General features: G+C 72.3%; 21 protein-coding genes. 6 read left to right on the forward strand and 15 right to left on the reverse strand.

The features are described from left to right. The first annotated feature begins 18 nt into the window (after positions 1 to 18). The 3 genes from D7231_RS13945 to lysA all read left to right on the forward strand — a co-directional run bounded on the left by D7231_RS13945 (position 19) and on the right by lysA (position 3,672). Entirely contained in the window at positions 19 to 861 is an 843-nt protein-coding gene (locus tag D7231_RS13945) for a helix-turn-helix transcriptional regulator (protein WP_120755737.1), read from the forward strand. A gap of 204 nt (positions 862 to 1,065) precedes the next feature. Continuing rightward, positions 1,066 to 1,488 (forward strand): SAV_915 family protein, encoded by a 423-nt coding sequence (locus D7231_RS38335; RefSeq protein ID WP_324197016.1) that lies wholly within the window; start codon positions 1,066 to 1,068, stop codon positions 1,486 to 1,488. A gap of 846 nt (positions 1,489 to 2,334) precedes the next feature. After that, a complete protein-coding gene (gene lysA / locus D7231_RS13955; protein WP_120756030.1) occupies positions 2,335 to 3,672 on the forward strand; it encodes a diaminopimelate decarboxylase in 1,338 nt (445 codons plus the stop codon). 15 nt (positions 3,673 to 3,687) lie between these two features. On the opposite strand, the gene D7231_RS13960 is transcribed toward lysA, so the two are convergent. After that, positions 3,688 to 4,719, reverse strand: coding sequence for a winged helix DNA-binding domain-containing protein (locus D7231_RS13960; RefSeq protein WP_241999704.1), 1,032 nt, complete (start codon positions 4,717 to 4,719; stop codon positions 3,688 to 3,690). A 212-nt stretch (positions 4,720 to 4,931) separates the two neighbouring features. Here D7231_RS13960 and D7231_RS13965 point away from each other — a divergent pair, with 212 nt between their 5' ends. Further along, entirely contained in the window at positions 4,932 to 6,110 is a 1,179-nt protein-coding gene (locus D7231_RS13965; protein WP_120755739.1) for a magnesium and cobalt transport protein CorA, read from the forward strand. 42 nt (positions 6,111 to 6,152) lie between these two features. On the opposite strand, the gene D7231_RS13970 is transcribed toward D7231_RS13965, so the two are convergent. From D7231_RS13970 to D7231_RS14010, 9 genes are all read right to left on the reverse strand, one after another. Beyond that, complete coding sequence (locus D7231_RS13970) at positions 6,153 to 7,406, reverse strand: CynX/NimT family MFS transporter (protein WP_147449718.1); 1,254 nt, start codon at positions 7,404 to 7,406, stop codon at positions 6,153 to 6,155. Positions 7,407 to 7,477: 71 nt separating this feature from the next. Next, a complete protein-coding gene (locus D7231_RS13975; RefSeq protein WP_120755741.1) occupies positions 7,478 to 8,266 on the reverse strand; it encodes an MBL fold metallo-hydrolase in 789 nt (262 codons plus the stop codon). Positions 8,267 to 8,339: 73 nt separating this feature from the next. Then, the gene (locus D7231_RS13980; protein ID WP_120755742.1) at positions 8,340 to 9,797 is read right to left on the reverse strand and encodes a catalase; all 1,458 of its coding nucleotides are present in this window, start codon (positions 9,795 to 9,797) and stop codon (positions 8,340 to 8,342) included. 86 nt (positions 9,798 to 9,883) lie between these two features. After that, positions 9,884 to 10,702 carry an SAM-dependent methyltransferase gene (locus D7231_RS13985; RefSeq protein WP_120755743.1) on the reverse strand — a complete coding sequence of 273 codons (819 nt, stop codon included), beginning with the start codon at positions 10,700 to 10,702 and terminating at the stop codon, positions 9,884 to 9,886. A gap of 29 nt (positions 10,703 to 10,731) precedes the next feature. Further along, on the reverse strand, positions 10,732 to 11,202 hold the full coding sequence (locus D7231_RS13990) for a MaoC family dehydratase (RefSeq protein ID WP_228775064.1): 471 nt from the start codon (positions 11,200 to 11,202) through the stop codon (positions 10,732 to 10,734). Continuing rightward, positions 11,202 to 11,441, reverse strand: coding sequence for a phosphopantetheine-binding protein (locus tag D7231_RS13995; protein WP_030367940.1), 240 nt, complete (start codon positions 11,439 to 11,441; stop codon positions 11,202 to 11,204). The genes D7231_RS13990 and D7231_RS13995 overlap by 1 nt, the downstream gene beginning before the upstream one ends. Next, positions 11,413 to 11,952: a holo-ACP synthase gene (locus D7231_RS14000; protein ID WP_241999705.1), complete on the reverse strand. Its 540-nt coding sequence runs from the start codon at positions 11,950 to 11,952 to the stop codon at positions 11,413 to 11,415. The genes D7231_RS13995 and D7231_RS14000 overlap by 29 nt, the downstream gene beginning before the upstream one ends. Further along, a complete protein-coding gene (locus tag D7231_RS14005) occupies positions 11,949 to 12,797 on the reverse strand; it encodes an aminoacyl--tRNA ligase-related protein (RefSeq protein ID WP_120755745.1) in 849 nt (282 codons plus the stop codon). The genes D7231_RS14000 and D7231_RS14005 overlap by 4 nt, the downstream gene beginning before the upstream one ends. After that, positions 12,794 to 13,717: a diiron oxygenase gene (locus tag D7231_RS14010; protein ID WP_120755746.1), complete on the reverse strand. Its 924-nt coding sequence runs from the start codon at positions 13,715 to 13,717 to the stop codon at positions 12,794 to 12,796. The genes D7231_RS14005 and D7231_RS14010 overlap by 4 nt, the downstream gene beginning before the upstream one ends. Before the next feature lie 540 nt (positions 13,718 to 14,257). On the opposite strand from D7231_RS14010, the gene D7231_RS14015 reads away from it, so the two are divergent. Next, positions 14,258 to 15,226 carry a LysR family transcriptional regulator gene (locus D7231_RS14015; protein ID WP_158673750.1) on the forward strand — a complete coding sequence of 323 codons (969 nt, stop codon included), beginning with the start codon at positions 14,258 to 14,260 and terminating at the stop codon, positions 15,224 to 15,226. Between the two features lie 70 nt (positions 15,227 to 15,296). Next, entirely contained in the window at positions 15,297 to 15,596 is a 300-nt protein-coding gene (locus D7231_RS14020) for a DUF2180 family protein (RefSeq protein ID WP_120755748.1), read from the forward strand. Here the strand turns inward: D7231_RS14020 and D7231_RS14025 are convergent. The 5 genes from D7231_RS14025 to D7231_RS14045 form a co-directional block, all read right to left on the reverse strand. After that, positions 15,589 to 18,561, reverse strand: coding sequence for an NHLP bacteriocin export ABC transporter permease/ATPase subunit (locus D7231_RS14025; RefSeq protein ID WP_120755749.1), 2,973 nt, complete (start codon positions 18,559 to 18,561; stop codon positions 15,589 to 15,591). The two genes, D7231_RS14020 and D7231_RS14025, sit on opposite strands and share 8 nt — an antisense overlap. 1 nt (position 18,562) lies before the next feature. After that, positions 18,563 to 20,680: an NHLP family bacteriocin export ABC transporter peptidase/permease/ATPase subunit gene (locus D7231_RS14030; protein ID WP_338419859.1), complete on the reverse strand. Its 2,118-nt coding sequence runs from the start codon at positions 20,678 to 20,680 to the stop codon at positions 18,563 to 18,565. Positions 20,681 to 20,781: 101 nt separating this feature from the next. Next, on the reverse strand, positions 20,782 to 21,588 hold the full coding sequence (locus D7231_RS14035) for a biotin/lipoyl-containing protein (protein ID WP_120755750.1): 807 nt from the start codon (positions 21,586 to 21,588) through the stop codon (positions 20,782 to 20,784). A gap of 125 nt (positions 21,589 to 21,713) precedes the next feature. Continuing rightward, positions 21,714 to 21,932 (reverse strand): hypothetical protein, encoded by a 219-nt coding sequence (locus D7231_RS14040; RefSeq protein ID WP_120755751.1) that lies wholly within the window; start codon positions 21,930 to 21,932, stop codon positions 21,714 to 21,716. A 450-nt stretch (positions 21,933 to 22,382) separates the two neighbouring features. Beyond that, positions 22,383 to 23,177: an MgtC/SapB family protein gene (locus D7231_RS14045; protein ID WP_228775063.1), complete on the reverse strand. Its 795-nt coding sequence runs from the start codon at positions 23,175 to 23,177 to the stop codon at positions 22,383 to 22,385. Positions 23,178 to 23,226: the final 49 nt, after the last annotated feature.

Here is a 23,226-nt window from a genome sequence, read left to right on the forward strand (position 1 = left end):
CGGGACGGGGAGGCAGCGATGGGAGACCCGGGCGGAACGGCCGAGGTACGGGCGGCGCTGATGCGGATGCGCAGGGGGGCCGGGTTGCCGGTCGCCTTCGGCGGTCTGCTCACCGGCGCCCGGCAGTTCCGAATATCGGACATGACGGGAACGACGACGCCGGTCCTGCGCGGGCTGGCGATCCGCACGGGCAGCGGGCTGGGCGGCAAGGCGGCCGCCCTGACCAGGCCGCTGTCCGTGACCGACTACCAGTCCTCGCACGTCATCACCCACGAGTACGACGCGGCGGTGGCGACCGAGGGCCTGCGCTCCGTGCTCGCGGTGCCCGTGGTCGTACGGGGCCGGGTGCGCGGCGTGCTCTACGGCGCGCTGCGGCGGCCGCTCACGCTCGGGGACCGCTCCCTGACCGCCGCCGTCGACGCGGCGCGCGAGCTCGAACAGGCCCTCGCCGTCCAGGACGAGGTCCAGCGGCTGCTGTCCGTGGCCCATCAGCCGACCACCGCCGACCCGGCGATGTGGGAGGAGGTCCGCGAGGCGCACTTCGAACTGCGCGCCCTGGCACAGCGTGTCACCGATCCCCTGCTCCGGCAGGAGCTCCTCGCGGCGTGCGGGCGCCTCGCCGCGGCGTCCTCGGCGGAGCCGGCGGGGCGGCGCGCGGGGCCGGACGTCGGCTTGTCCCCGCGCGAAGTGGACGTCCTCGCGTGCGTGGCCACGGGCGCGACGAACGCCACCGCGGCGGACCGGCTGGGCCTGCGCCCGGAAACGGTCAAGAGCTACCTCCGGTCGAGCATGCGGAAGCTGGGCGTGCACACGCGCCTGGAGGCCGTGGTCGCGGCGCGGCGGGCGGGGCTGCTGCCGTAGCCGTGCGGCCCCCGTCGCGCGCCCCCGGTCCCTTTCGGACCTTTCCGGCCCGTCAACGAAGCGTCAAAGGAGTGGCACTGAGGGTCAACAGGCTGTCAAGGAGGAGCTCGGCGGGGTTCGGTACGGGCATAGCGTGAACGGCGGCGCCACGGCGCCGTCAGCGACGTTCCCATCCGACACCTCCCGAGCTTCCTGAGGACCGTCATGCACCTGAGCCGTACCCCCGCCGAAGCCGCCGCAGTCGCAGCCGTCGAAAGCACGGTCGGCGACAGCTCGGCCGGCGACGGGGAACCGTCCGAACCCTCCGAACCGTCCGAACCCTCGCATCCCGCCGGGCACGCCCCCGCCCCGCCGCTGTACGTCCCCGTACGGCCCTGCGCGTGCGGCTTCGCCCTGCGGGTCTTCCGCTCCCCGCTCGGGGCGCGGACCGCCGTCGCCTTCACCACGGAGCGGCGGCTTTCGGACGTTCTGGGCCCCGATCAGCCGGCCATCCGGCTGGCGCTGCCGGCGGTACGGGCGCTGGCCTCGCCCCTCGGCGTCGAGCTCGTCTCCGTGGACCCCCAGCTGACGGCTCCCCCGGTCTCCACCACCCCACCGGGCACGCCTTTGCCGGCTCTTCCGTCCTGACCCGACCGCGCCGGGTACCCCGGGCGTCCCGGGCGTCCCGGGCGTCCCGGGCGTCCCGGGCGGGGAACTGCTCGGGGCGGCCCTGACCCGACCGCGTCGACCGCTCGGGGCGGGGAACCGCCCGGGGCGGGGAACCACTCGGGGCGGGGGCGGGGTACCACTCGGGGCGGCGTACCACTCGGGGCAGAGGTGATCCCGGCAGCGCCGATCCGCGCCGCGGGGGTTGCTCACCGCGGCGGCGGATGGGCCGGTGCCCGACACGACGGGCGATCCCCGCGGGGGCGACCGGCGGCACCGGGAACAGCCCGGGCGGCTGACGGCGCCGAAGCCGGCCGAAGGCCCGGCGCCACGCCACGCCACGCCACGCCACGCCACCGGAAGCCTCCGCCTCATCTCCTGACCGCAGACAAATCAATCCCGCCGCAACGGCGACCAGCCACAACGGTGCAACCCGGCGGTGCCAAGACCAACCCCAGCCCCCGGCACCGCCAGCAAACCCCCGCTTGCCGCAGGCAAGAAGATCGCCGGCCGCAACGGCCACCAGCCACAACAGCACAGCCCGGCGGTGCCGAAACCGGCCGGGTCGGCGGCACCGCCGGAACCGCCCCGCCCGCGCCCCTTGCCGCAGGCAAGAAAACCCCCGCCGCAACGGCGATCAGCCGCAACGGCGCGACCCGGCGGTGCCGAAATCAGCCCGGCCCCCGGCGCCACCCGGTCCGCCCCCTTGCCGCAGGCAAGAAGACGCCGCCGCAACGGCGAGCAACCCCCGCGGCGCGGACTAGCGGCGCCCAAAGCCACCCAAACACACCCCACCCCGCACATCCCTCCGAAGGAGCCCCCGTGGTCATGTCGACCGCCCCCGCATCCCCTCCCCGCCCGCCGGAGACGCCGGCGGCGCCCCTGTGGCCCGCGTCCGCCCGTGCCGTGCCGGGCGGCGGGATCGCCGTCGGCGGGGTGCCGCTGGCGGAGGTCGCCGACCGGTTCGGCACGCCCGTCTACGTCCTGGACGAGGACGAGGTGCGGGCCCGCGCCCGCGCCTGGCGCACCGCCCTGCCCGGCGCCGACGTCGCCTACGCCGGCAAGGCGTTCCTCTCCCGCGCCATGATCCGCTGGATCGAGGAGGAGGGCCTGTCCCTGGACGTCTGCTCCGCGGGCGAGCTGGAGCTCGCCGTGCACAGCGGCTTCCCCGCCGAGCGGATCGTGCTGCACGGCAACGCCAAGAGCCCCGACGACGTGCGGGCCGCGCTGCGCCTGGGCGTCGGCCGGATCGTCATCGACGGCACGGGCGAGATCGCCCGCCTCGCCGCCCTCGTGCCGCCGGGCACCCGCCAGCGGGTGCTGCTACGGGTCGTGCCGGGAGTGACGGCCGGGGCGCACGCGGCGGTGCGGACCGGGATGGACGGCCAGAAGTTCGGCCTGTCGGTGGCGGGCGGCGAAGCCGAGGAGGCGGTGGCCCGCCTTCTCGGGCAGCCCCGCCTGGAGCTGGTGGGTCTGCACTGCCACCTCGGCTCGCAGATCGCGGGCCTCGGCCCGTACGTGAGCGCCGTGCGCCGCCTCGTCCCGCTGCTGGCCCGGATCCGCGACCGGCACGGGGTGACCTTCCCGGAGCTGGACCTGGGCGGCGGCTTCGCCATCGCCTACCGCGAGGGCGACCCGGCCGTGGACCCGGACACGTACGCCGAGCGGGTCATGGGCGAACTCACGCTGGAGTGCGGCCGCTTCGGGCTGCCGCTGCCCCGCCTGACGGTGGAGCCGGGGCGGTGGATAGCCGGGCCGGCGGGCGTCGCGCTGTACCGGGTGCTGTCGGTGAAGTCCACCGGCGGCCGGACGTTCGTGGCCGTCGACGGCGGCATGAGCGACAACCCGCGCCCGGCGCTGTACGGCGTGCGCTACACGGTCCGGCTCGCGGGCCGCTCCTCCACCGCGCCGGGCCGCTCCGTGACGGTGGTGGGCCGGCACTGCGAGGCCGGGGACGTGCTCGCCGACGACGTGGAGCTCCCCGCGGACCTGCGGCCGGGCGACGTGCTGGCCGTCCCGGCCTCGGGCGCGTACCACCTGTCGATGGCCTCGGCGTACAACCTGGTGGGGCGCCCGCCGGTGGCCGCGGTGTCCGGCGGCCGCGCGCGCCTGCTCGTCCGCCGCGAGACCCTGGCGGACCTGCGCAGCCGGGACGTCGGCGAGTAAGGGTGCGGGTGCGGGTCAGTCGCCGGCCGGCCTGACGAGTACGTCGTGCCCGTCACCCGGCGCCGCCATCGCCAGGACCCGCAGGGCCTCCTCCTCCACCGGTGCGCGGTCCGCCCTGCGGATCTTCTCGAACGGCTCGACCACGAGCGTCGTGGTGCCGGGCCCCTTGTCGAGGCGCCAGACGGCGCGGATGAAGCCGTCGAGGAGGACGGTGGGCGCGGCCCGGTTGACGCGCCGGACGCGGCGCAGGTGGCCGGGGTCGACGATGCGGGCGCGGTCGGCGTGGGAGAGGGAGATGTTGTCGAACTCCGGCAGGAACCGCACCGGGGCGTCGGTGCCGGGGTCGGGCAGCGGGCCGTCCGGAAGGTCGAGGAGCTCGGTGCCGTGCTCGTCACGGAAGGTGCGCAGCCCGGGGCGGAGGCCGTCGACGACCGTGCGCAGCCCGGTCAGGCCGCACCACTTCTGCATGTCCTTGACGGAGGCGGGGCCGAAGGCGGCGAGGTAGCGCAGGAGGACGGCGCCGGGGTCGGGGCCGGGCGCGGGGCCCGGCGGGCCGCCCAGCCAGTGGTCCGCGGTCGTGTGCGCGGCGGGCCCGCTGCGGCCCCACAGCCCGCGCGGGGGCACCTGGACGAGCGGCAGCAGGGCGCGCGCGGCCATCGCGAGGTCCTGCGGGGCGCATTCCGGCCACTCCTCGGCGAGGGCCTGGCCGAGGTGGTGGAAGGTGTACGGACGCTCGGCGACGAGGCGCGAGGCGAGCCCGGCCACGCGCGCCAGGTCGGCGCCGGCGAGGCGCTTGCCGTGGTTGCCGCGGAACGACTGCTCGAGCACGGGCCGGCACAGCGCGCGCAGACCGTGGCAGTCGCGGGCGCTGACCAGGTGGATCGTCGAGCGCATCACGGGGATGCGGACGGCCGCGCGCGAGGCGATCAGCGTGGAGAGCTCCTCGGGGTCGAAGCCGTCGAGGCGGGCGGCGAGCCCGTAGTAGGGGTCCCCGGGCGACTGCGCCTGGAGGCCGACGAGGTGCTCGACGGCGCCGAGGACCGGCATGGCGCTCCTGCGGAGCAGCAGCTGGCGCTCAAGAAGCGCACGATTCAGAGCACGGTTAGCCAGAACAGGCGGACCACTAGCTGTCATGCGACCAAGCTAGGCGGCTTAACGGACAAGATCGAACAAGACCGGTCCTCGACCGCACCGCGGGGCCGAATTCGGCGCGTATATCCTGTTCGCTGGTCCAGCGAACAGCGAGAGGGAGTTCACCCGTGTCCGAAAACCCTCCGCGCCGCCAGCGCCCCACGCCCAAGAACGCTCCCAGGAGCACCCCCCGGAAGCACTCCTGGCTCCGCCCGGCGAACGGCCGTACGGATGGTGACGCCGCCGCCCCGACCGCCCCGCCGGCGGCCGGGTCCGCGGGCGGGGCGGGCAGCGTCGTGCACGCCGCGGTCTACCGCGACGGCCGGCGCGTCGCGACGCCGGACTCCCTGGCGGACACGTACCGCCTCCTGCACGAGCAGCCCGAGGGCATGGCGTGGATCGGCCTCCACCGCCCCAGTGAGCGCGAACTCCTCTCCCTGGCCGAGGAGTTCGGCCTCCACCAGCTCGCGGTGGAAGATGCCCTGGAGGCCCACCAGCGTCCGAAGCTGGAGCGGTACGGCGACACCCTGTTCGTGGTCCTGCGCGCGGCCCGCTACCTGGACGCCCCCGAAGAGGTCGACTTCGGCGAGCTCCACGTGTTCGTGGGCCGCGACTTCGTGATCACGGTCCGGCACGGCGCGGCCCCCGACCTCTCCGCCGTACGCCGCCGCATGGAAGCCACCCCGGAGCTGCTCTCCCTGGGCCCGGAGGCGGTGCTGTACGCGATCCTCGACGCCGTCGTCGACGGCTACGCCCCCGTCGTCGCGGGCGTGCAGAACGACATCGACGAGATCGAGACCGAGGTCTTCAGCGGCGACCCCGCCGTCTCCCGCCGCATCTACGAACTCGCCCGCGAAATGGTGGAGTTCCAGCGCGCGACCCGCCCCCTGGTCGGCATGCTCCACGGCCTCATGGCCGGCTTCGCCAAATACGGCACCGACGACGAACTCCAGCGCTACCTCCGCGACGTAGCCGACCACGTCACCCACACCAGCGAACGCGTCGACGGCTTCCGCTCAGCCCTCACAGACATCCTCCAGGTCAACGCCACCCTGGTCACCCAGCAGCAGAACGCAGAAATGCGCGCCCTGGCGGAAGCGGGCTTCGAACAGAACGAGGAAATCAAGAAGATCTCGTCGTGGGCCGCCATCCTCTTCGCCCCGACCCTGGTCGGCACGATCTACGGCATGAACTTCGACGCAATGCCCGAGCTCCACTGGGCGTTCGGCTACCCGTTCGCAATTCTGCTGATGGCCGTGGTGTGCACGAGCCTGTACTTCATCTTCAAGAAGCGCGACTGGTTGTGAGGCGTCGGGGTGCGGCCGTGTGTCGCCGCACCCCGACGCTTTCTAGCGGGTGATCTGGCCGCCTCGGCCCGCCACGGCGCCTGTGATGCCCATCGGGACGGCCAGGATTACCAGGGCTATCAGGCCCGTCGTCCAGGCGCCGGTCAGGTCGCGGGCCGCGCCGAAGGCTGTGGGGCCCAGGGCTGCCAGGAGGTAGCCCACGCACTGGGACATGGCGGAGAGCAGGCCCGCGTCGTGTGTGGTGCGGGCGCACATGGACATGTAGGCGATGCCCAGGGACAGCACCGCGCCCAGGCCGAGGCCCAGGACGGCGGCCCACAGCACCGCCGCGCCCGTCGGGGCCGCGATCAGGCCGGCGAAGGCGGCCATGCACAGGACGGTGCCGGCCACCGCCAGGTAGCTCTGTCGGCGGGAGCGTTGCGCCCACACCGGTACCAGCAGCGAGGTGACCATGGCCGAGCCCATGCAGACGGCCAGCAGTACTCCGGCGCCGCCCTCGCTCCAGCCGTGGTCGATGTAGAACGACGGCAGCCAGGTGGTCGCGGTGTAGTAGAGCAGCGACTGGAACGCGTAGAACAGGGCCACCGCCCACGCCAGGCGGCTCCGCCAGATCGAGCCGCCCTCCTGCTCCCCCACCGGCGGCTGCGCCCGGCCCCGGCGCAGCTTCGGCGCCCACACCAGCAGGGCCACCAGGGCCAGCACGCCCCAGATCGCCAGTCCGCCGGCCCAGGTCAGCGACAGGGCGTCCCGCAGCGGCACGGTCGCCGCGGCGGTGACGGCGCCGCCGCCGACGAGCATGGTGGTGTGCAGGCCGGACATCAGCCCGACCTGCCGCGGGAAGTCCCGCTTGATCAGCGCGGTGATGACCACGTTGGCGATCGCCACCGCGGTGCCGACCAGGAACGTACCGGCGAACAGGGGGAACAGCTCGGGGGCGAGCCGTACCGCGCTGCCGGCCAGCAGCACCGCCAGCACCGCGACCAGCGTGCGCTCCATGCCCCAGCGGCGGGCCAGCCGGGGCGCGAGCGGGGCGAAGATGCCGAAGCAGATCAGCGGCAGCGTCGACAGCGCGCCGGCGCCGCCGTTGGACAGGCCGGTGACGTGCCGGATCTCGTCGAGCAGCGGGGAGACCGCCACGATGGCGGGCCGCATGTTGATGCCGACCAGCAGCACCGCCAGCGCGTACCAGAGCAGGCGGCGGCTCCCGGGGGCGCCGCGGGCCGAACCGGGCCCTGGCTCGTCCGCCGTCCCGCGGGGCCGGCCCGCCGCGGGTGAAACCGTGGTTTCCGATTCCACCGTGGTTTCCGATTCAGGGGGTGGGGTCACGAACCATCCTTCCGGTTCTGGTCGGGCAGCGGTGTCCGCGGTCAGGCGGCAGCGGCTGCCGCGTACGGCACGGGCTTCCCGTCGCCGGGGGCGATTCCGTTGATGCCCCGGGCCCGGGCGGCCCGCAGGAAGCGCCCGCGTACGTCGTGCTGCTCGGTGTAGTACGGCGGGTTGTTGAAGAGGTCGTAGTGGATCGCGCAGGCGGTCGACGCCTCCAGCACGACCGCCGCCTCGACGGCCTGCTCGGGGGTGAGGGTGGCGGGCTGGTTGGTGGGCGTGATGCCCTCGCGGCGGGCCATCACCCCGGCGATGGGCAGGAACGCGACGTCGAAGGGCCCGTACTCGCGCGCGATCTCCCACCACTTGCCGTGCCAGATGGTGTCGCCGAAGTGGATGACGCGCAGCCCGGGGCCCTCCACGATCCACGCGACCTGGTCGTCGCCTCGCCAGTCGTGGGACGGCACGGGGATGGTGGTGAAGGGCCCGATCTGCCGCCGCTCGCCCATGTTCTGCGCGACGGCGGCCACCCCCATCTTCCCGAGGATGTCCACGATCGGGGTGTGGCAGCCGACGGTGCTGCCCTCGGTGGCGGCGAACTCCGTCAGCAGCAGCCGGTCGCAGTGGTCGGGGTGGAGGTGGGTGATGAACGCGTGGGTCGACACGCCCGGGGGCGCCTCGATGCTGGGCAGGGGGCGCCGGGGCATGCCCTGGAACCCCGCGAGGTCCGCGGGGTTCTTGAGGGCGTCGATGACGATGCGGACGTCTCCGCAGGCCACTTCGACGCCGGCCCAGGCGAGACGCCGCAGGGTTACGGTCTCGGCCGAACTCATGGTGTGCTCCTCACGCTCCTCGTACTCCTCATACGACTCGTGCGACCTGTACGCCTCGTGCCGCTGTCCGTGGTCACTGCCCCGTGACGCCGAGGCCCCGGGAGACCCGGTCGCCCAGGTCCTTGTGGACGCTGCGCCAGTAGTCGACGACGCGCTCCTTGGTCTCCGTGCGCACCTCGGGCGCCGAGGCGTGCGCGACGATGTTGGCCACCAGGTGGTCGCGGTCGGTGTCGGTCATGACCTTCTCCCACAGGGCGCGGGCCTGGCCGAAGTCGTCGTCCTCGGCGTGCAGCCGGTGGGCGCTGCGCACGATCTCGCCGGTGACGTCGTAGTGCTCGCCGGCGAGCAGCAGCGGGTCAGCGACCGGGCCGGCGAAGCTGTTGGGCGCGTAGACGGGGTCGCCGGGGTTGTCGTAGCGCATGGAGCCGTCGCGGTTGTACGAGTGGACCGCGTTCTTGGGCCGGTTGACCGGCAGCTGGAGGTAGTTGGCGCCGATGCGGTAGCGGTGGGTGTCGGGGTAGCTGAACAGCCGCCCTTGCAGCATCTTGTCCGGGGAGGCACCCACGCCCGGGACGAGGTTCGACGGCTCGAACGCGGCCTGCTCGACCTCGGCGAAGTAGTTCTCCGGGTTGCGGTTGAGCGTCAGGGTGCCGATGTCGATGGGCGGGTAGTCCTCGTGCGGCCAGACCTTCGTCAGGTCGAACGGGTTGAACCGGTAGTCCGCGGCGTCCTCGAAGGGCATGACCTGCACTTGGAGGGTCCAGGTCGGGTGGTCGCCCTTCCCGATCGCCTCGTGGAGGTCGCGGATGTGGAAGTCCGGGTCCTCGGCGCCGGCGGCCGCGGCCTCGGTGCCGGTGAAGTTCCTGATGCCCTGGTCGGTCTTGAAGTGGTACTTCACCCAGAACTTCTCGCGGGCGGCGTTGTACCACAGGAAGGTGTGGCTGCCGTAGCCGTTCATGTGGCGCCAGGAGTACGGGGTGCCGCGGTCGGACATCAGGAGCGTGACCTGGTGCGCCGACTCGGGCGAGAGCGTCCAGAAGTCCCACTGCATGTTGTTGTCGTGCAGGTGGTTGTCGGCGCGCCGCTTCTGCGAGTGGATGAAGTCGGGGAACTTCTGCGGGTCGCGGATGAAGAAGATCGGGGTGTTGTTCCCGACGATGTCGTAGTTGCCCTCTTCGGTGTACAGCTTGACCGCGAAGCCGCGCGGGTCGCGGGCGGTGTCCGCGAAGCCGAGCTCGCCGGCGACCGTGGAGAAGCGCAGGAACAGCTCGGTGCGCTTGCCGCGCCGGAAGACGTCGGCCTTGGTGAACTGGCTGACGTCCTCGGTGATCTCCAGGGTTCCGTACGCGCCGCCGCCCTTGGCGTGCACGACCCGCTCGGGCACGCGCTCGCGGTCGAAGTGCGCGAGCTTCTGGATGAGGTAGTGGTCCTGGAGCAGCAGCGGGCCGTCGGCGCCCACGGACTGGGAGAACTCGTCGCTCGGTACCGGGATACCGCTGTCCGTGGTCGTCACGGGACGACTCTCGGTCATGGCACGTTCCCTTCGTTTGACAGGCAGTCAGGAAAATGCCGTGGAGAGGCACGGCCCGGCGGGCCGTGCCTCTCCACGCGTCACAACTAAGCGAGTTCCGCGCGGAGCAGCCAGTTGCGCGCCGCTCCCTTGATCTCGCGGGGCTGGACGGCGTACGGCCAGCGGCCCTCGCCGGCGCCGGGCTCGCCCGGCTCCTTGAGCTCGCGTACGGTCCAGCCGGTGCCGGCCATGAACTCCTCGGGCTCGTCGGTCCCGAAGAGCCAGGGGATCCCGTCCTCGTTGAGGGAGGAGAGGAAGATCTGGGTGGCCGGGCTGCGCAGGAGCGCCTTGCTGAGGATGTCCACCGCGACCTGGCTGCCGGGGGCGGAGTTGGCCGCGAAGGTGCGCATCAGCGTGGCGGACTGCTCCTCGGTCAGGAAGAACAGCAGGGCCTCGGGGATCCACAGCGTGGGCAGGGTGGTGTCGAAGCCGGCGGCGCGCAGCGAGGCGGACCAGTCGCCGGCGAGGTCGGCGCCGACGCGCTGGAGCGTGACGGTCGGGGCCGGGGAGCCGAGCTGGGCGAGGCGCTTCTCCTTCTCGTCGATCAGCGCCTGGTGGTCGACCTCGTACACCGTGACGTCGTCCGGGAGGGACAGCCGGTAGGCGCGGGTGTCCATGCCGGCCGCGATCAGCACGACCTGCCGGATGCCCTTCTTCACCGCGTCGTTGATGGCGTCGTCGAGGTAGCGGGTGCGGACGGCCACGAATTCGACGAGTCCGCCGCCGCCGTAGTGGTCGAGCAGCTCGAACCCCTTCGGCTCGGCGAGCGCCCGGGCCAGCGGGTCGACGAACAGGGCGTCGCTCCGCTCGCTCTCCAGGGCGCGGGCCGCGGCGGTCCACTGCGAGGTGTAGGACACGGTCTCCATGACGGGCTCCGTTCTCGAAGGTGGTCTGGTCAGGCGTGCTTGGGACGGCACCGGAAGCGGGCGTTGAGGATCAGCGTCAGGACCTCGTCCCCGTCCGCGTTCACCAGGCGTCCGCGGTTGCGGACGATGCGGAAGTCGGGTGCGGAGAGCGAGGGGAGGACGGCGGCGATCTCGCAGGTGCCGGTGAGCACGTCGCCCGGGCGGACCGGCTGGAGGAAGCGCACCTCGTCGACGCCGGGCGAGCCCTCGACCGTGCCCTCGGCGGCGGCGTCGGGCAGCAGCGTCGTGACGTACAGGCGCATCCAGATCGCGGCGGTGTTCCAGCCGCTGGCGATCAGGCCGCCGAAGGCGGAGGCGCGCCCCGCCTCCTCGTCGAGGTGGTACGGCTGCGGGTCGTAGGTGCGGCCGAAGGCGGTGATCTCCTCGGCCGTGACCTTGTGCGAGCCGAGGTCGAAGCTGCTGCCGATGGTGTAGTCCTCGGCGTGGATCAGACGGCCCATCAGAAGTACTTCCGCTCGATGGCCTCCAGGGTGCGGAAGTCCTCGAGGTCGATGGCCTCGTGGTCGATCTCCACGCCGCTGGCCTCCTCGACGGTCAGGACGAACTCGACGAAGGAGAGCGAGTCGACGAGACGGGCCTTGATGAGGTCCTCGTCCGCGGCGATGGAGGTGCGCTCGGGGTGCTTGGCCAGCAGCCAGTTCCGCACGGTGTCAAGGTTGGACGAGGTGGTGCTCGGCATGGGGTTCCTCCTTGTGCGGGATGGGCGGGTACGTGTGCGGGTGCGTGTCCGTCTGCGGATACGCATCCACGTGCGGGTACGTGTCCGTGTGCGCGGGCGTGTGCGGGTGCGCGTGCCCGGGGCGTGCCGCCGCCGTGGCTGCGACGGCGACAGCGAAGAGTTCTTCGTGGGAGATGCTGACGTCGACGGCCTCGATGCCGGCATCGGCGGCCCAGCCGCGGGCGGGCCCGGTGAGGTGGACGAACGGCCATTCGCCGGGGCTTTTGAGGATCTCGATGGACTGCCAGGGAAGCGGCCGGCCGGGGACGTGGAGCAGCTTGAACACCGCTTCCTTCGCGGCGAACCGGCCGGCGACTCCGTGGAGGTCCCAGCCGGTGGCGGTCCGGCTCAGGGCGATCTCCGCGGGGGTGAGCATCCGGCGCAGCCGGGCGTCGTCGCCGGCGTCCGTCATGGCCTGCACCCGGGTCAGGGGGACGAGGTCCACGCCGACCCGGATCGCGGTCCCGGTCACGCGGGCGCGGCGTTGACAGCGGCGGCGTTGACGGCGGCGCGGGCCTCCTGGAGGTCGCCGCCGAACCGGTCGCCGAGGACCGCCAGCCACCGTTCGAGGCCGAAGGCGACGCATCCGGTGAAGGCGTGCTCGCCCGTGCCCTCGACGGTGATGGCGCACCGCTCGCCGAAGAAGTTGCGGTGCGTGTTGACGGAGGCGATGGCCAGCCCGTCGGCCTGGAACTCGTGCTTGACGGGGCTGAGCCGCTGGAGGAGGGCCCGGCCGCTGTCCCGTTCGAAGAACGGGTCGCTGGCCGCCTCCTTGTGCAGTTCCAGACCGAGTTCCTTGGCGAACCGCTCGATCCGGTCGGTGAAGCGGGCGATGACGTCCTGGGTGTGCTCGAACGTCCCGATGGCCACGATCTCGCGCATCTGGAAGCTGAGCAGCCGCCTCAGCCCCTCGTACTTCGTCTCGTTGCGGAAGCAGCGGTTGATGAGGGTGATGGTGGTGTCGGGTGCCACCGCCTGCTGCTCGAAGTAGAGGTAGGCGCCGTAGCAGCTGGAGTGCGGCAGCCCGAGGAACGGCGGGTCGACGTCGCGGCTGGCGAAGGCGCCGCCGACCGGGGCCGGCGGGGCACCGGTGACGTCCAGCGGGCCGCCCACGAACTGCAAGTGCGGGAAGTTGGCGTAGACGTCGAACTTCTCCAGGTCGCTCAGCGGGTAGACGGGCGGCGGCATGATCTCCCGCGCGCCGGCCTCGGCGGCCCAGCCGGTGATGGTGCGGTCCAGGTCGCGCAGCAGGTCGGTCTGGTCGGGGCCGAGGATGGTGAGCGCACCGCCCTGGGCGGTCGAGAGGGTCGCGGTCACGCCTGCCCCCGTCCCGCGGTCGCCGGGGCGCCGAAGCCGAGGTCGCGGTCCGGCAGGATCCCGGTCTTGACGAGGTAGTTCAGCGGCTTGCGGAACACCTGCTGCTGGAATTCCGCGCTGCGCGGGGAGGCCAGCAGGCGCCGCCGTACGGCGAACGGCTCGGGAATGCCGGCGTCCCGGTAGACGTGCGGGTTGAACAGGGACTCGAAGCTGTAGTTGAGATAGCGCTTGATGTAGTCCCGGACCCGGCCGAGCTCCTCCTCCGAGGCGTTCGCCGTGAGGTCCTTGAAGAGCAGGGAGACCAGTTCGCGGCCGAAGGCGATGTGCCGGGACTCGTCCTGGTGGTGAATCCGGTTGACCGCCCGGATGGTGTCGTGGAGCCGCTCGTCGGCCGCCATCGTGCTGTTGAAGTGGTCGACGAGCTCCTCGAAGAGGAGGATGCGGAGGAACACCAGGAAACTGGCGGCCTCGTCGGACCACGCACCGCCGTCCCCGGCCGGTTCCAGCTGGCGGTAGATCTTATTGCCGTACCGCAGGCAGAACTCGGCGAAGAACCACATGTGCTCGTTCTCCTCACCAATGAAATGGTGGAAGAACTCGGACGGTATCTCGAAGCCGCGGGTGTGAATGCGCCGGGTCACTTCGACGATGAGCTCGCGAATGCCGTCCACATTCAGACTGTAGAAGTTGATGCTTTCGAAGCGGGACAGCCGGTAGAGCTGTTCCGTGCTCAGTTCGGAGGCGATTTCGGTCCCGAAGGTAGTCGTGAGCTCGGGGCTCATCCACCACCGGTTCTCCGGCAGGGAATCCGGCCAGTCGAACATCCGGTAAGGGTTGTAGTAGTCCTCGACCGACTTGCGGTTGAGGCGCTCCAGGATCTCCTGGAATCGATCGTCCTTGCTGATCAGCTCGCTGATCATCCTACCTCCTGCATCCGAGGGGGGTCACTCCGGGGGCGACTTGGACGGACAGGACGGCTCAGAGTCCGGACACAAAGGAAGTACTGCTCGCATCGAATTCAGTCGGCCTTGCTCATGCCTACTCACTCTTACTCACGGCCTGCTCACTTACGCACGCTGCTGTTGCTCACGCCGCTGCTCGCGCCGCCTGATTTCGGTGCCCGTTTGCGACAGTGACGTTTCCATGCGCGGTCCGAACAGTCCAATAAAGTTGATCTATGGACACATAGACGCTCGCTAACACCGCAGGTCGGATGCCCTCCACACCGTGCTTCCAGTGGCGCGGATCACAAACCGGATGGCCCGCCTTTTATTTGACGCCCCGGCGGGCGAAGGGGCGGCCGGCGAACAAAGTGCCTGCTGAGGCGTTGACCGGGCTTCGTCCCGCGTTGCTACACTCGCGAAGCACCCGGAAAGTAAACTTTCGTAAATGGGAATAACCCTGGCGGGAGGTCGCACGTGCGGGGAGACCAGGAGCCTTTACTCAGCCTCTCCGGTCTATTGCGCCGCCTGGAGTACTTCGTCGTCGTGGCCGACGAACTCCATCTGGGAAGGGCGGCACAGCGCTGCGGGGTGAGCCAGCCCACCCTCTCACATCAGTTGAAGGTGCTGGAAAAGGAGTTGGGAGCCCAGCTGCTGTGCCGCGACAGCCGCCGGATGTCACTGACCCCTCCGGGCCGGGCCCTTCAGGAGGAGGCGCCGCAGCTCTTGCAGCGCACGTACTCCATCAAGGCCCGGATCAGGGAGGCGGCCGCGGGGCCCGGCCGGCCGGTGCGGGTCGCCTTCAGCCGCTCGGGGCACGCCCTGCGCCAGCGGGAGATGGTCGCGGAGTTCCGGGCGCGCAACGCCCTCCCGGTCTCCGTGGAATCCGGCTGGTCGGAGCGGAACATCGAGCAAGTGCGCGCCGGAAAGGCCGACTTCGCCTTCGTCCGGCCGCCCGTCGAGGCGGACGGCCTGCGGATGGCCGTCGTCGGGGAGGTGGAGCTGGTCCAGCTCCTCCCGGGCGAGAGCGTGTCCGGCCGCGCGGCGGAGGACCGGCAGGCCGCCGGAGGCTTCTCGCCCGCCGGAGATCTCTCGTCCGCCGGAGACCTTCCGCTCATCCTGTGGCCGCGCTCGCAGGCCCCCGGGCTCCACGACAAGATCCTCGGCATCGCCCGGCAGGAGCGGTCTCCGCAGGGGCCGCCCCCGTACGTGGCGTGGGAGGAGCCCGACTACATCAACGTGGCCGCGGCCGTGGCCTCCGGCGCCGGCGTCTCGTACATGGACCGCGACATCGCCGAATGGATGAGCCTCAGCCTGGACCTGCGCCTGCGCCCGCTGGGCGCGCCCGGGCCGCGGACGGACGTCGCCGTGGTCTGGCGCGAGGACCAGGACCCCGGCCTGGCGTCGCGGTTCGTCGAAGCGTGCTGCGGCGTCGGGTTCCCCGGCGGCGCGGAAGCGGAAGCGGAATGCGGCTGTCTGGTGCAGTAGGCCGCCACGGCCCGCGCGTCCCACCCCGGCCCGCGCGTCCCGCCACCTCCCGACTCGAAGGGGAACTCGCATGAACTGCTACGACTGCTACACGTCCGAGGGCGCCGAAACCGCCGCTGTCGCCGTGTGCCGCAGCTGCAACTCCGGCCTCTGCCCCGGCCATCTCCGCGTCACCCGCCCCACGGTCCACCGGGTGAACGGCACGGGCGTCTCCCACGCCCCCTCCCCCGCCCGGCAGGTGCTGTGCGCCACCTGCCACGCCGCCGCCCAGGGCGTCGCCCTGCCCGCCCCATCGGCCGAGCGAGCGGAACGAGCCGGGCGGGCGGACCGGGCAGCGGACCGGACCGCCCCGCACAGCCCCGTCACCTGATCTGGCGGCGGACCAGGTCGTGGAAGAGTCCGCCCGTGTCGGCGAGCAGCGCGGCGGGCGGGCCCTGCTGGACGACCCGGCCCTCCGCCATGACGATCACCCGGTCGGCGTCCATGACCGTGGACAGCCGGTGGGCGATCACGATGCGGGTGGCGCGCAGGGCGCGGGTGGACTCGATGACCACGCGCTGGGCCTCGTTGTCCAGCGCGCTGGTGGCCTCGTCCAGGAAGAGGACGCGCGGCTTGCGGACGAGGGCCTGGGCGATCATCAGCCGCTGGCGCTGACCGCCCGAGACGGTGCCGCCGCCGTCGGAGAGCATGGTGTGCATGCCCATGGGCATGGCCTTGATGTCCTCGGCCAGGCCCGCCAGGGCGGCGGCCTCCCACGCCTCCTCCAGGGTGAAGGTCCCGGCGCCGCAGATGCAGTCGAGGATCGAGCCGGAGAACGGCTGGGCGCTCTGGAGGACGACGCCGCACTGCCGGCGGACGGCGGTCTGGTCGAGCGCCGCGAGGTCCTGGCCGTCGTAGAGCACGCTGCCGGAGGCCGGCTTGTCGAAGCCGATGAGCAGGCGCAGCAGGGTCGACTTGCCGCAGCCGCTGGCCCCGACGACCGCGACGAACTCCCCCGGCCGCACGGCGAACGACACGTCGTCCAGGACGAGCGGCCCGTCGTCGGCGTACCGGTAGGACAGGCTCACGGCCTCGACGGCGCCGCCCAGTTCGCCCGGCTGGACGTCGGAGCCGCGCACCTCCGGGGCGGCCTCAAGCACCGGCTTGATCTGTTCGAACATGGGCTGTACGGCGGCGGCTGACAGGAGCGCGCCGGTGAGCTGGGTGACGGAGGACAGCAGCATCGTCACGGCGGTGCTGAAGGTGAGGAAGTCGCCGGCCGTCATGCTGCCCCGGGCCGGCCCGGCCAGCAGCATGAACGTCACGAGCGTGCACAGCGGCAGCGCGACGGCGTTGAGTACGGTGACGACGTTCTTGATGCGGCCGATGCGCTGCTGGAGCTCGCGTGTGCGGGCGAACTCCCGGGCCCAGGCGGCGTAGGCGAAGCTTTCGGCCGCCGCCACGCGCAGCTTGGGCAGCCCGCGCAGGGTCTGGAACGCCTGGTTGTCGAGCTTGTTGCCGAGCTTGATCAGCTGCCGCTGGTAGCGCAGCTGCCACAGCCCGAGGCCCAGGAAGACCGCGGCGATGGCGAGCAGCAGGGCGAGTGCCGCCAGGGCGAGCGGCACGCTGTAGGCGAGCAGCAGGACGAGGTTCACCGTGCCGACGGTGCCCGCCTGGAGCACGACGGGGGTGGTGCCGGACAGGACGCGGCGGATGGCGCTGACGCCCATGGCCGCGCCCGCCAGTTCGCCCGTGGAGCGGCCGGCGAAGAACTTCGCCGGGAGCCGCAGCAGCCGGTCCCACACCGCGGGTTGCAGGGTGGCCTCGATGCGGCCTTCCATGCGCAGGATCGCGATGTTCTGGAGCAGCATGAAGGCGGCCGAGACGATGCCGGCGGCCACGAGGGCCACGGCCGTCTGCACGATGAGGCCGGTCTCGGCCTCGGGCACGTACCGGCCGAGCACCTTTCCGGTGGCGACGGGCACGAGCGCGCCGAGGCCGACGGCGACGAGCCCGCCCAGGGCGAGGCTGCGCAGCTCCCGGCCGGTGCCGCGCAGGGTGAAGCGCAGGAGGGGCAGCAGGCGCGGCTTTCCGGGAGGCAGGGGGCGGTAGAGCATGACGGCGCGCGGTTCGTACGCGTCCTCGCAGGCCTTGCCGAGGCGCTCGCGCCGGCCGGTGGCGGGGTCGACGGCCTCGTACCGTCCGCGCCGCCACAGGAAGGCGACGGGCGCCCCGTCCTCCGCCCGCCGGCCGACCAGGGGGCCGCTGTTGTCGCGCCACCAGCCGCCGCTCAGGCCGACCGTGCGGGTGCGGATGCGGGAGGCGAGCGCGATGCGTTCGACGGGGTCCGTACGGTCGTCGGCGGCGCCCGCCGCGGGCGGTTCGGTCAGGGCGATGCGGGCCTCGTCGGCGACCAGGCGGCACGCGGCGAACGTCGCGTCGTCGTCCCGCGCGCCGCGGCGCGGTGCCCGGCCGGAGCGGCCGATGGAGGCCAGGAGCGCCTGGTCGGCCCGGGTGCGGGCGGCCTCGCCGGCCTCGATGCCGGCGGCCGTGCGGTCCTCGTGGGCGCGCTCGGCCTGCTCGATCCAGCGGTCGAGGGCGTAGAGCAGCCGGTACTGCTGGTCGACCATGCCCTGCCACATCGCCGGGTCGACGAGCAGGCTCCCGGCCGTGCAGCCCTCGTACGGGGCGCCGTACTGCACGCTGCCGGGGGCGAGCTGCATCCACAGGACGTCCTCGTCGGCCCCGCTCCCGCCCGGGGTCGCGCGGTTCTCCAGGGGCGCCTGGTAGAGGACGCGCAGGCCGCGGCCGATGCCGAGGGCGAAGGCGTTCTCCAGGGGGCCGAGCGTCCCGCCGGGGGTGCCGCTGTGCCACGGTTCGCCGTACTGCCAGGCGTCGCCTTGCTGCCAAGGGTCGCTGTGCTGCCGGCCGTACGGGGTGCCCCCGTGGTCCTGCCGGTGCAGCTCGTGCAGGTCGATGCGGCGCAGTGCGCAGCCCTGGAGGGGCCGGCCGAGCAGGGTGTGCTCGGGGCCGTCGGCCGGGCCGAGGAGCAGCGTGCCCGGGGCCAGCCGGCCCAGGAAGTGCCAGTGCCCGGCCCGGGCGGCGTCGACGGCGAACAGGTCGAGCTCGCCGTCCACGACGAGCCACAGGACGAGCGGCCCTTCCAGGTCCAGGCTGCGCAGCCCCGTGCAGTCGACGGGCGTGCCGAGCGCGCCGAGGGCCGCGACGACGGGGTCGGTGACGGGAGGGGCGTGGTGGGAGGCGGGCCCGTGGTGGGGAGCGGTCGCGTGGTGCGGGACGGACGCGTGCTGCGGAGTGGAAGCGTGCTGCGGGGCGGCGTAGTACGGGGTGGTCACGTCAGTGCTCCCTGACCAGTTCGGCGTACGGGCCCCCGGCCGCGGCCAGCTGCTCGTGGCGCCCGCGTTCGACGACCGTGCCGCGGTCGAGGACGAGGATCTCGTCGCTGTCGCGCACGGTGCTCAGCCGGTGGGCGATGACGACGCAGGCGCAGCCGCGGCGGCGCAGGTTGTCCATGACGGTCTGTTCGGTGACGGCGTCGAGGGCGCTGGTCACTTCGTCGAGGACCAGGACGCTGGGGCGGCGCACCAGCGCGCGGGCGATCTCCAGGCGCTGGCGCTGGCCCCCGGAGAAGTTGCGGCCGTCCTGCTCGACGCGGCTGTGGATGCCGCCGGGGCGGCGGGCGACCACGTCGTACACGGCGGCGTCCTCCAGGGCGGCGACCACGGCGTCGTCGGGGACGGAGGGGTCCCACAGGGCGACGTTGTCGCGGACGGTGCCCTCGAAGAGGAAGACGTCCTGGTCGACGAAGGATACGGAGGCGGCGAGCGCGGCGCGCGGGATGTCCTCCAGGCGCATGCCGTCGATGCGGACGGTTCCCTCCCAGGGGGCGTAGAGGCCGGATATCAGCCGGGAGACGGTGGACTTGCCGCTGCCGGAGCCGCCGACGAGGGCGATCTGCTGCCCGGGGCCGGCGGTGAGCGAGAAGTCCTTCAGCAGCGGGGCGTCGAGGGGGCTGTAGCCGAAGGTGATGCCGTCCAGCTCGACGTGGCCCTTGAGGCGGCGGGTGGCGGCCGCGGGCTCGCGGCGCGTGTGGACCGGGTCGACGGGGAAGTTCTCGACGTCCTTGAGGCGGGCGACGTCGGCGGCGAAGTCCTGGACGCGCCCGGCCACGCCGTTGAGGCGGGTGATCGGCGCGGTGAAGCCGGTCACGAGGGCCTGGAAGGCGACGAGGAGGCCGACGGAGAGGTGTCCCTCGACGGCCCGGAGGCCGCCGATCGCCAGGATCAGCGCGCTGTTGAGGGCGGCGAGGGTAGGAGCGGTGACCGCCAGCCAGGCGCTGGGCACGCCGAGCCGCTGCTGCACGTCGAGGGTGACGGCGTGCCGGCCGGCCCAGCGGCGGAAGAAGCCGTTCTCGCCGCCGGTGGCCTTCATCGTCTCGATGAGCTGCAAGCCGCTGTAGGAGGTGTTGGTGAGCCGGGCGCTCTCGGCGCGCAGCTTCTGGGTGCCGGTGGCCCGCAGGCGGACCACGATGCGCAGGGCGACGACGTTGAGCAGCGCGATGCCGACGCCGACGACGGTGAGCTGCGGGTCGTAGGTCCACAGCAGCACGGCGTAGAGGACGACGACGACCGCGTCGACGCCGGCCGCGGCGAGGTCGCGCGCGAGGGTCTCGGCGACCGCGTCATTGGACCGCAGGCGCTGGACCAGGTCGGCCGGGTTGCGCTGGGCGTAGAAGGTGACCGGGAGGCGGAGCAGGTGGCGCAGGAAGCGGGCGCTGCCCAGCGTGGAGGAGATGATGCGGCCGCGCAGCAGGTTGGCCTGCTGGAGGGCGGTGAGTGCGGCCGTGAGCACGAGGGCGGTCGCCATGGCCGCGAAGAGCACGCCCAGCAGGTCGGTCCGGCCGCCGATCAGGTACGTGTCGATGTACGTGCGGCTCAGCGCGGGCACCGCCGCGCCGACGGCCACCAGCAGGAGGCTGGAGAGGACGGCGGCGAGCATGGTGCCGGACGTGCCGCGCAGCCGGGCGGGCACGGCCCCCGCGACGCCGGGGCGGCGGCCGGCGCGGCGGAAGTCCGGGCCGGGTTCGAAGGTGAGCACGACGCCGGTGAAGGCGGAGTCGAACTCCTCCATGGGGACGAACCGGCGGCCCTTGGCGGGGTCGTTGACGTACACGCCGCGGCGGCCGAACCGGCGGCCCGTGCCGTCGTAGACGACGTAGTGGTTGAACTCCCAGAACAGGACGGCCGGGGCGCGCACTCCGGCGAGCGCGGCGAGGTCCATCTGCATGCCCTTGGCCGTCAGCCCGTAGCTGCGGGCGGCCTTGAGGAGGTTGCTGGCGCGGGAGCCGTCGCGGGAGACGCCGCAGGCGATGCGGAGCTCTTCGAGGGGGACGTGGCGGCCGTGGTGGCCGAGCACCATGGCGAGCGCGGCGGCGCCGCACTCGACGGCCTCCATCTGGAGGACGGTGGGGGTGCGTACGGTCTTCTGCTTCTGCCGGCCGGTGCTCTGCCTGCCGGTGGAGCGTGCGGGCGCGGACCGGCGGCGGCGCGCGGCGGTCACGGCAGCAGCCAGTCGACGGGCCGCTGGTCGGCGAGGTGTACGGCGGCGGTGACGGGCGTCGTGGAGTCGACGGCGTACGGGGGGCCGCTCGCCACGGACCAGCTGTAGCCGGACTTCGTGGCGGCCGAGGGCTCCAGCCGTACGAGGACGGCTACGGGGTCTCCTTGCCGGGTGAACCGGTCGGCGAGCCGGTTGTCGCCGAGGAAGCCGCCGATCTGCGCCGCGGTCTGAGGCGCGCGGCCGACGGCCTGGACGCGGCCGCGCAGCACGCCGAACTTCTCCCGGGGGACGGACTGGACGCTCAGGTCGACGGAGGCGCCCACGGGGATCGAGCCGCCGCTGCCGCCCGGCACGTACAGCACGGCGACCAGCGGATCGTCCGGCTTCGTCATCCGTTCCACGGTCGCCACGTCCGCGCCGGTCGTCACGACCGCGCCCGTCCTGGCGACCAGGGACGTCACCCGTCCCGCGGCCACGACGTGCACGGTCCGGTCGCCCCGGTCCGTGCTGACCCGGAGCAGGGGCGCGCCCGCGGCCAGCAGCTGGCCCTCCTCGGCGAGGACTCCGGTGACCTGACCCGCGTACGGGCTCTGGAGCAGATAACTTCCCTCGGCGCGGGTGAGAATGCCCGGCGCGCTCAGCCTGGACGTCACGGATCCGGTGAACGCCCAGAAAGCCGCGGCGATGACGACGGCGAGCGTGACGGCCAGCACGAGCCGCCCCTGCGGGCGCGCGAATCGTACGGGCAGATCGAGTTCTTCGGGCGATTGCAGCTTGGAAAGCGCCTGCTGGCGGAACTGCACGGACTATTCCTTCGACTGCATTCGTGACACGGGTACCGAAAAGGGCGGCGGAAATGCGGGCAGCCGTGAACCCCGGAACAGGGGAGGAGTTCCGGGATTCACGGGCACGTATTTCTGAGCGGTGCTCAGAGACCGGCGACACCGGCGTGCAGGCCGACGATGCCCTCGACCTGACCGACCGTGCCGGGGACGGCCTGAACGGTGTTCAGCGAGGTCACGGTACCGAGCACGTGGTGAACGTCGCCGGTCACGGCGCCGAGCAGGCCACCGGAAATGCTCACACCGCCGGAAACGGCGTCCAGCTCGGCGTCGGCGATCTCACGGGTCTCGAGGTTGTCACGCATGATTGCGCACCTTTCCATTTGTCTGAATATTGCTCGATGTTTCTCACCACCGCGCCGACCCGGCCGGAACCGGCCACCGTTCAAAGAGCCGTCGCGGTGCGGCAGATATAAGCACGCGAACGGGTGGCACGGCCAACCGCGTTGACGTTCTGACGCCCTTTCTGAGCTCGGGCTTTCGGATTCCTTCGCGGGATCATCACACTTCCTTCACAAGATCGAGTAACAGATACAAGGGCCTCAAGATCCCCACGGAACATAAATGGACACACGCCCATCAAGCGCGTCGGGCATAACCGGCATATCGAGGTGCGGCAATGAGGGGCTACCGCGGGTACCCGGCGGTTGTGGAGATTTTCCGGAACGACGGTGAGTGACGCGAGCAGCACCTAGCGGCAGGGCCGAGCAGGACCGAGTTCAGCGGCCCGGTTGGGCTCAGCGGCCCGCCCGGGCTCACCTCCCCGTGAAGAAGTCCCGGACGCGGCGGCGGCTGCGGGGGTCGGCCGCGTAGTCGTCGTCGGCATCGTCGTCGGGCGCCTGGAGGACGGTCCAGCTGACGGCGGAGACGGCGGGTTCGAGGGAGAGGCGGCTGACGGCCTCCTCCAGGAGGCTGTCGTCGCGCCGTTCCGTGGTGAGGTCGGCCGAGACGGTGACCTTGCCGGGGGCCTCGGCGTCCGCGCTGTAGACCGAGCGCAGGCGGAAGCCGGGGCGGGCGACGGCCTGGACGACGAGGGTGCGGACGTGGGCCTCCTCGGGCTCGGTGCACACGACCTCGAAGTGGTAGTCCGTAGCCACTTCCGCGCCGCCGTGCGGGCCCCGGTCGAGGCCCCGGGCCAGCGGCCGGAGCAGGGTGTTGGCGCCGACGACGCCCACCGTGCCGAGCGCGGCCACCACGTACAGCCCGGTCCCGGCGAGGGCGCCGACGGCGGCCGAGCACCACAGGGTCGCCGCGGTGTTGAGGCCGCGCACGCTCAGCCCGTCCCGCATGATGACGCCCGCGCCGAGGAAGCCGATGCCGGAGACGATCTGTGCGGCGACGCGGGAGCCGTCGTAGCCGGTCGTACTCGTCGCGGCGGCGAACCCGTACTGCGAGAGCAGGACGAAGAGGGCGGAACCGGCCGCGACCAGCGCATTGGTGCGCAGGCCCGCCATCCGGGCCCGCCACTGGCGCTCCAGTCCGATGATCGCCCCGAAGCCCAGGCCGGCCGCGATGTTGCCCGCCATGTGCCACTCGTTGACCACAACCATGATCCACCTTCCTCGTCGGTATCCCTATCGGCCGGTCACGGCCAGGTGT

It is taken from the genome of Streptomyces klenkii (assembly GCF_003626645.1).
GTDB lineage: Bacteria > Actinomycetota > Actinomycetes > Streptomycetales > Streptomycetaceae > Streptomyces > Streptomyces klenkii.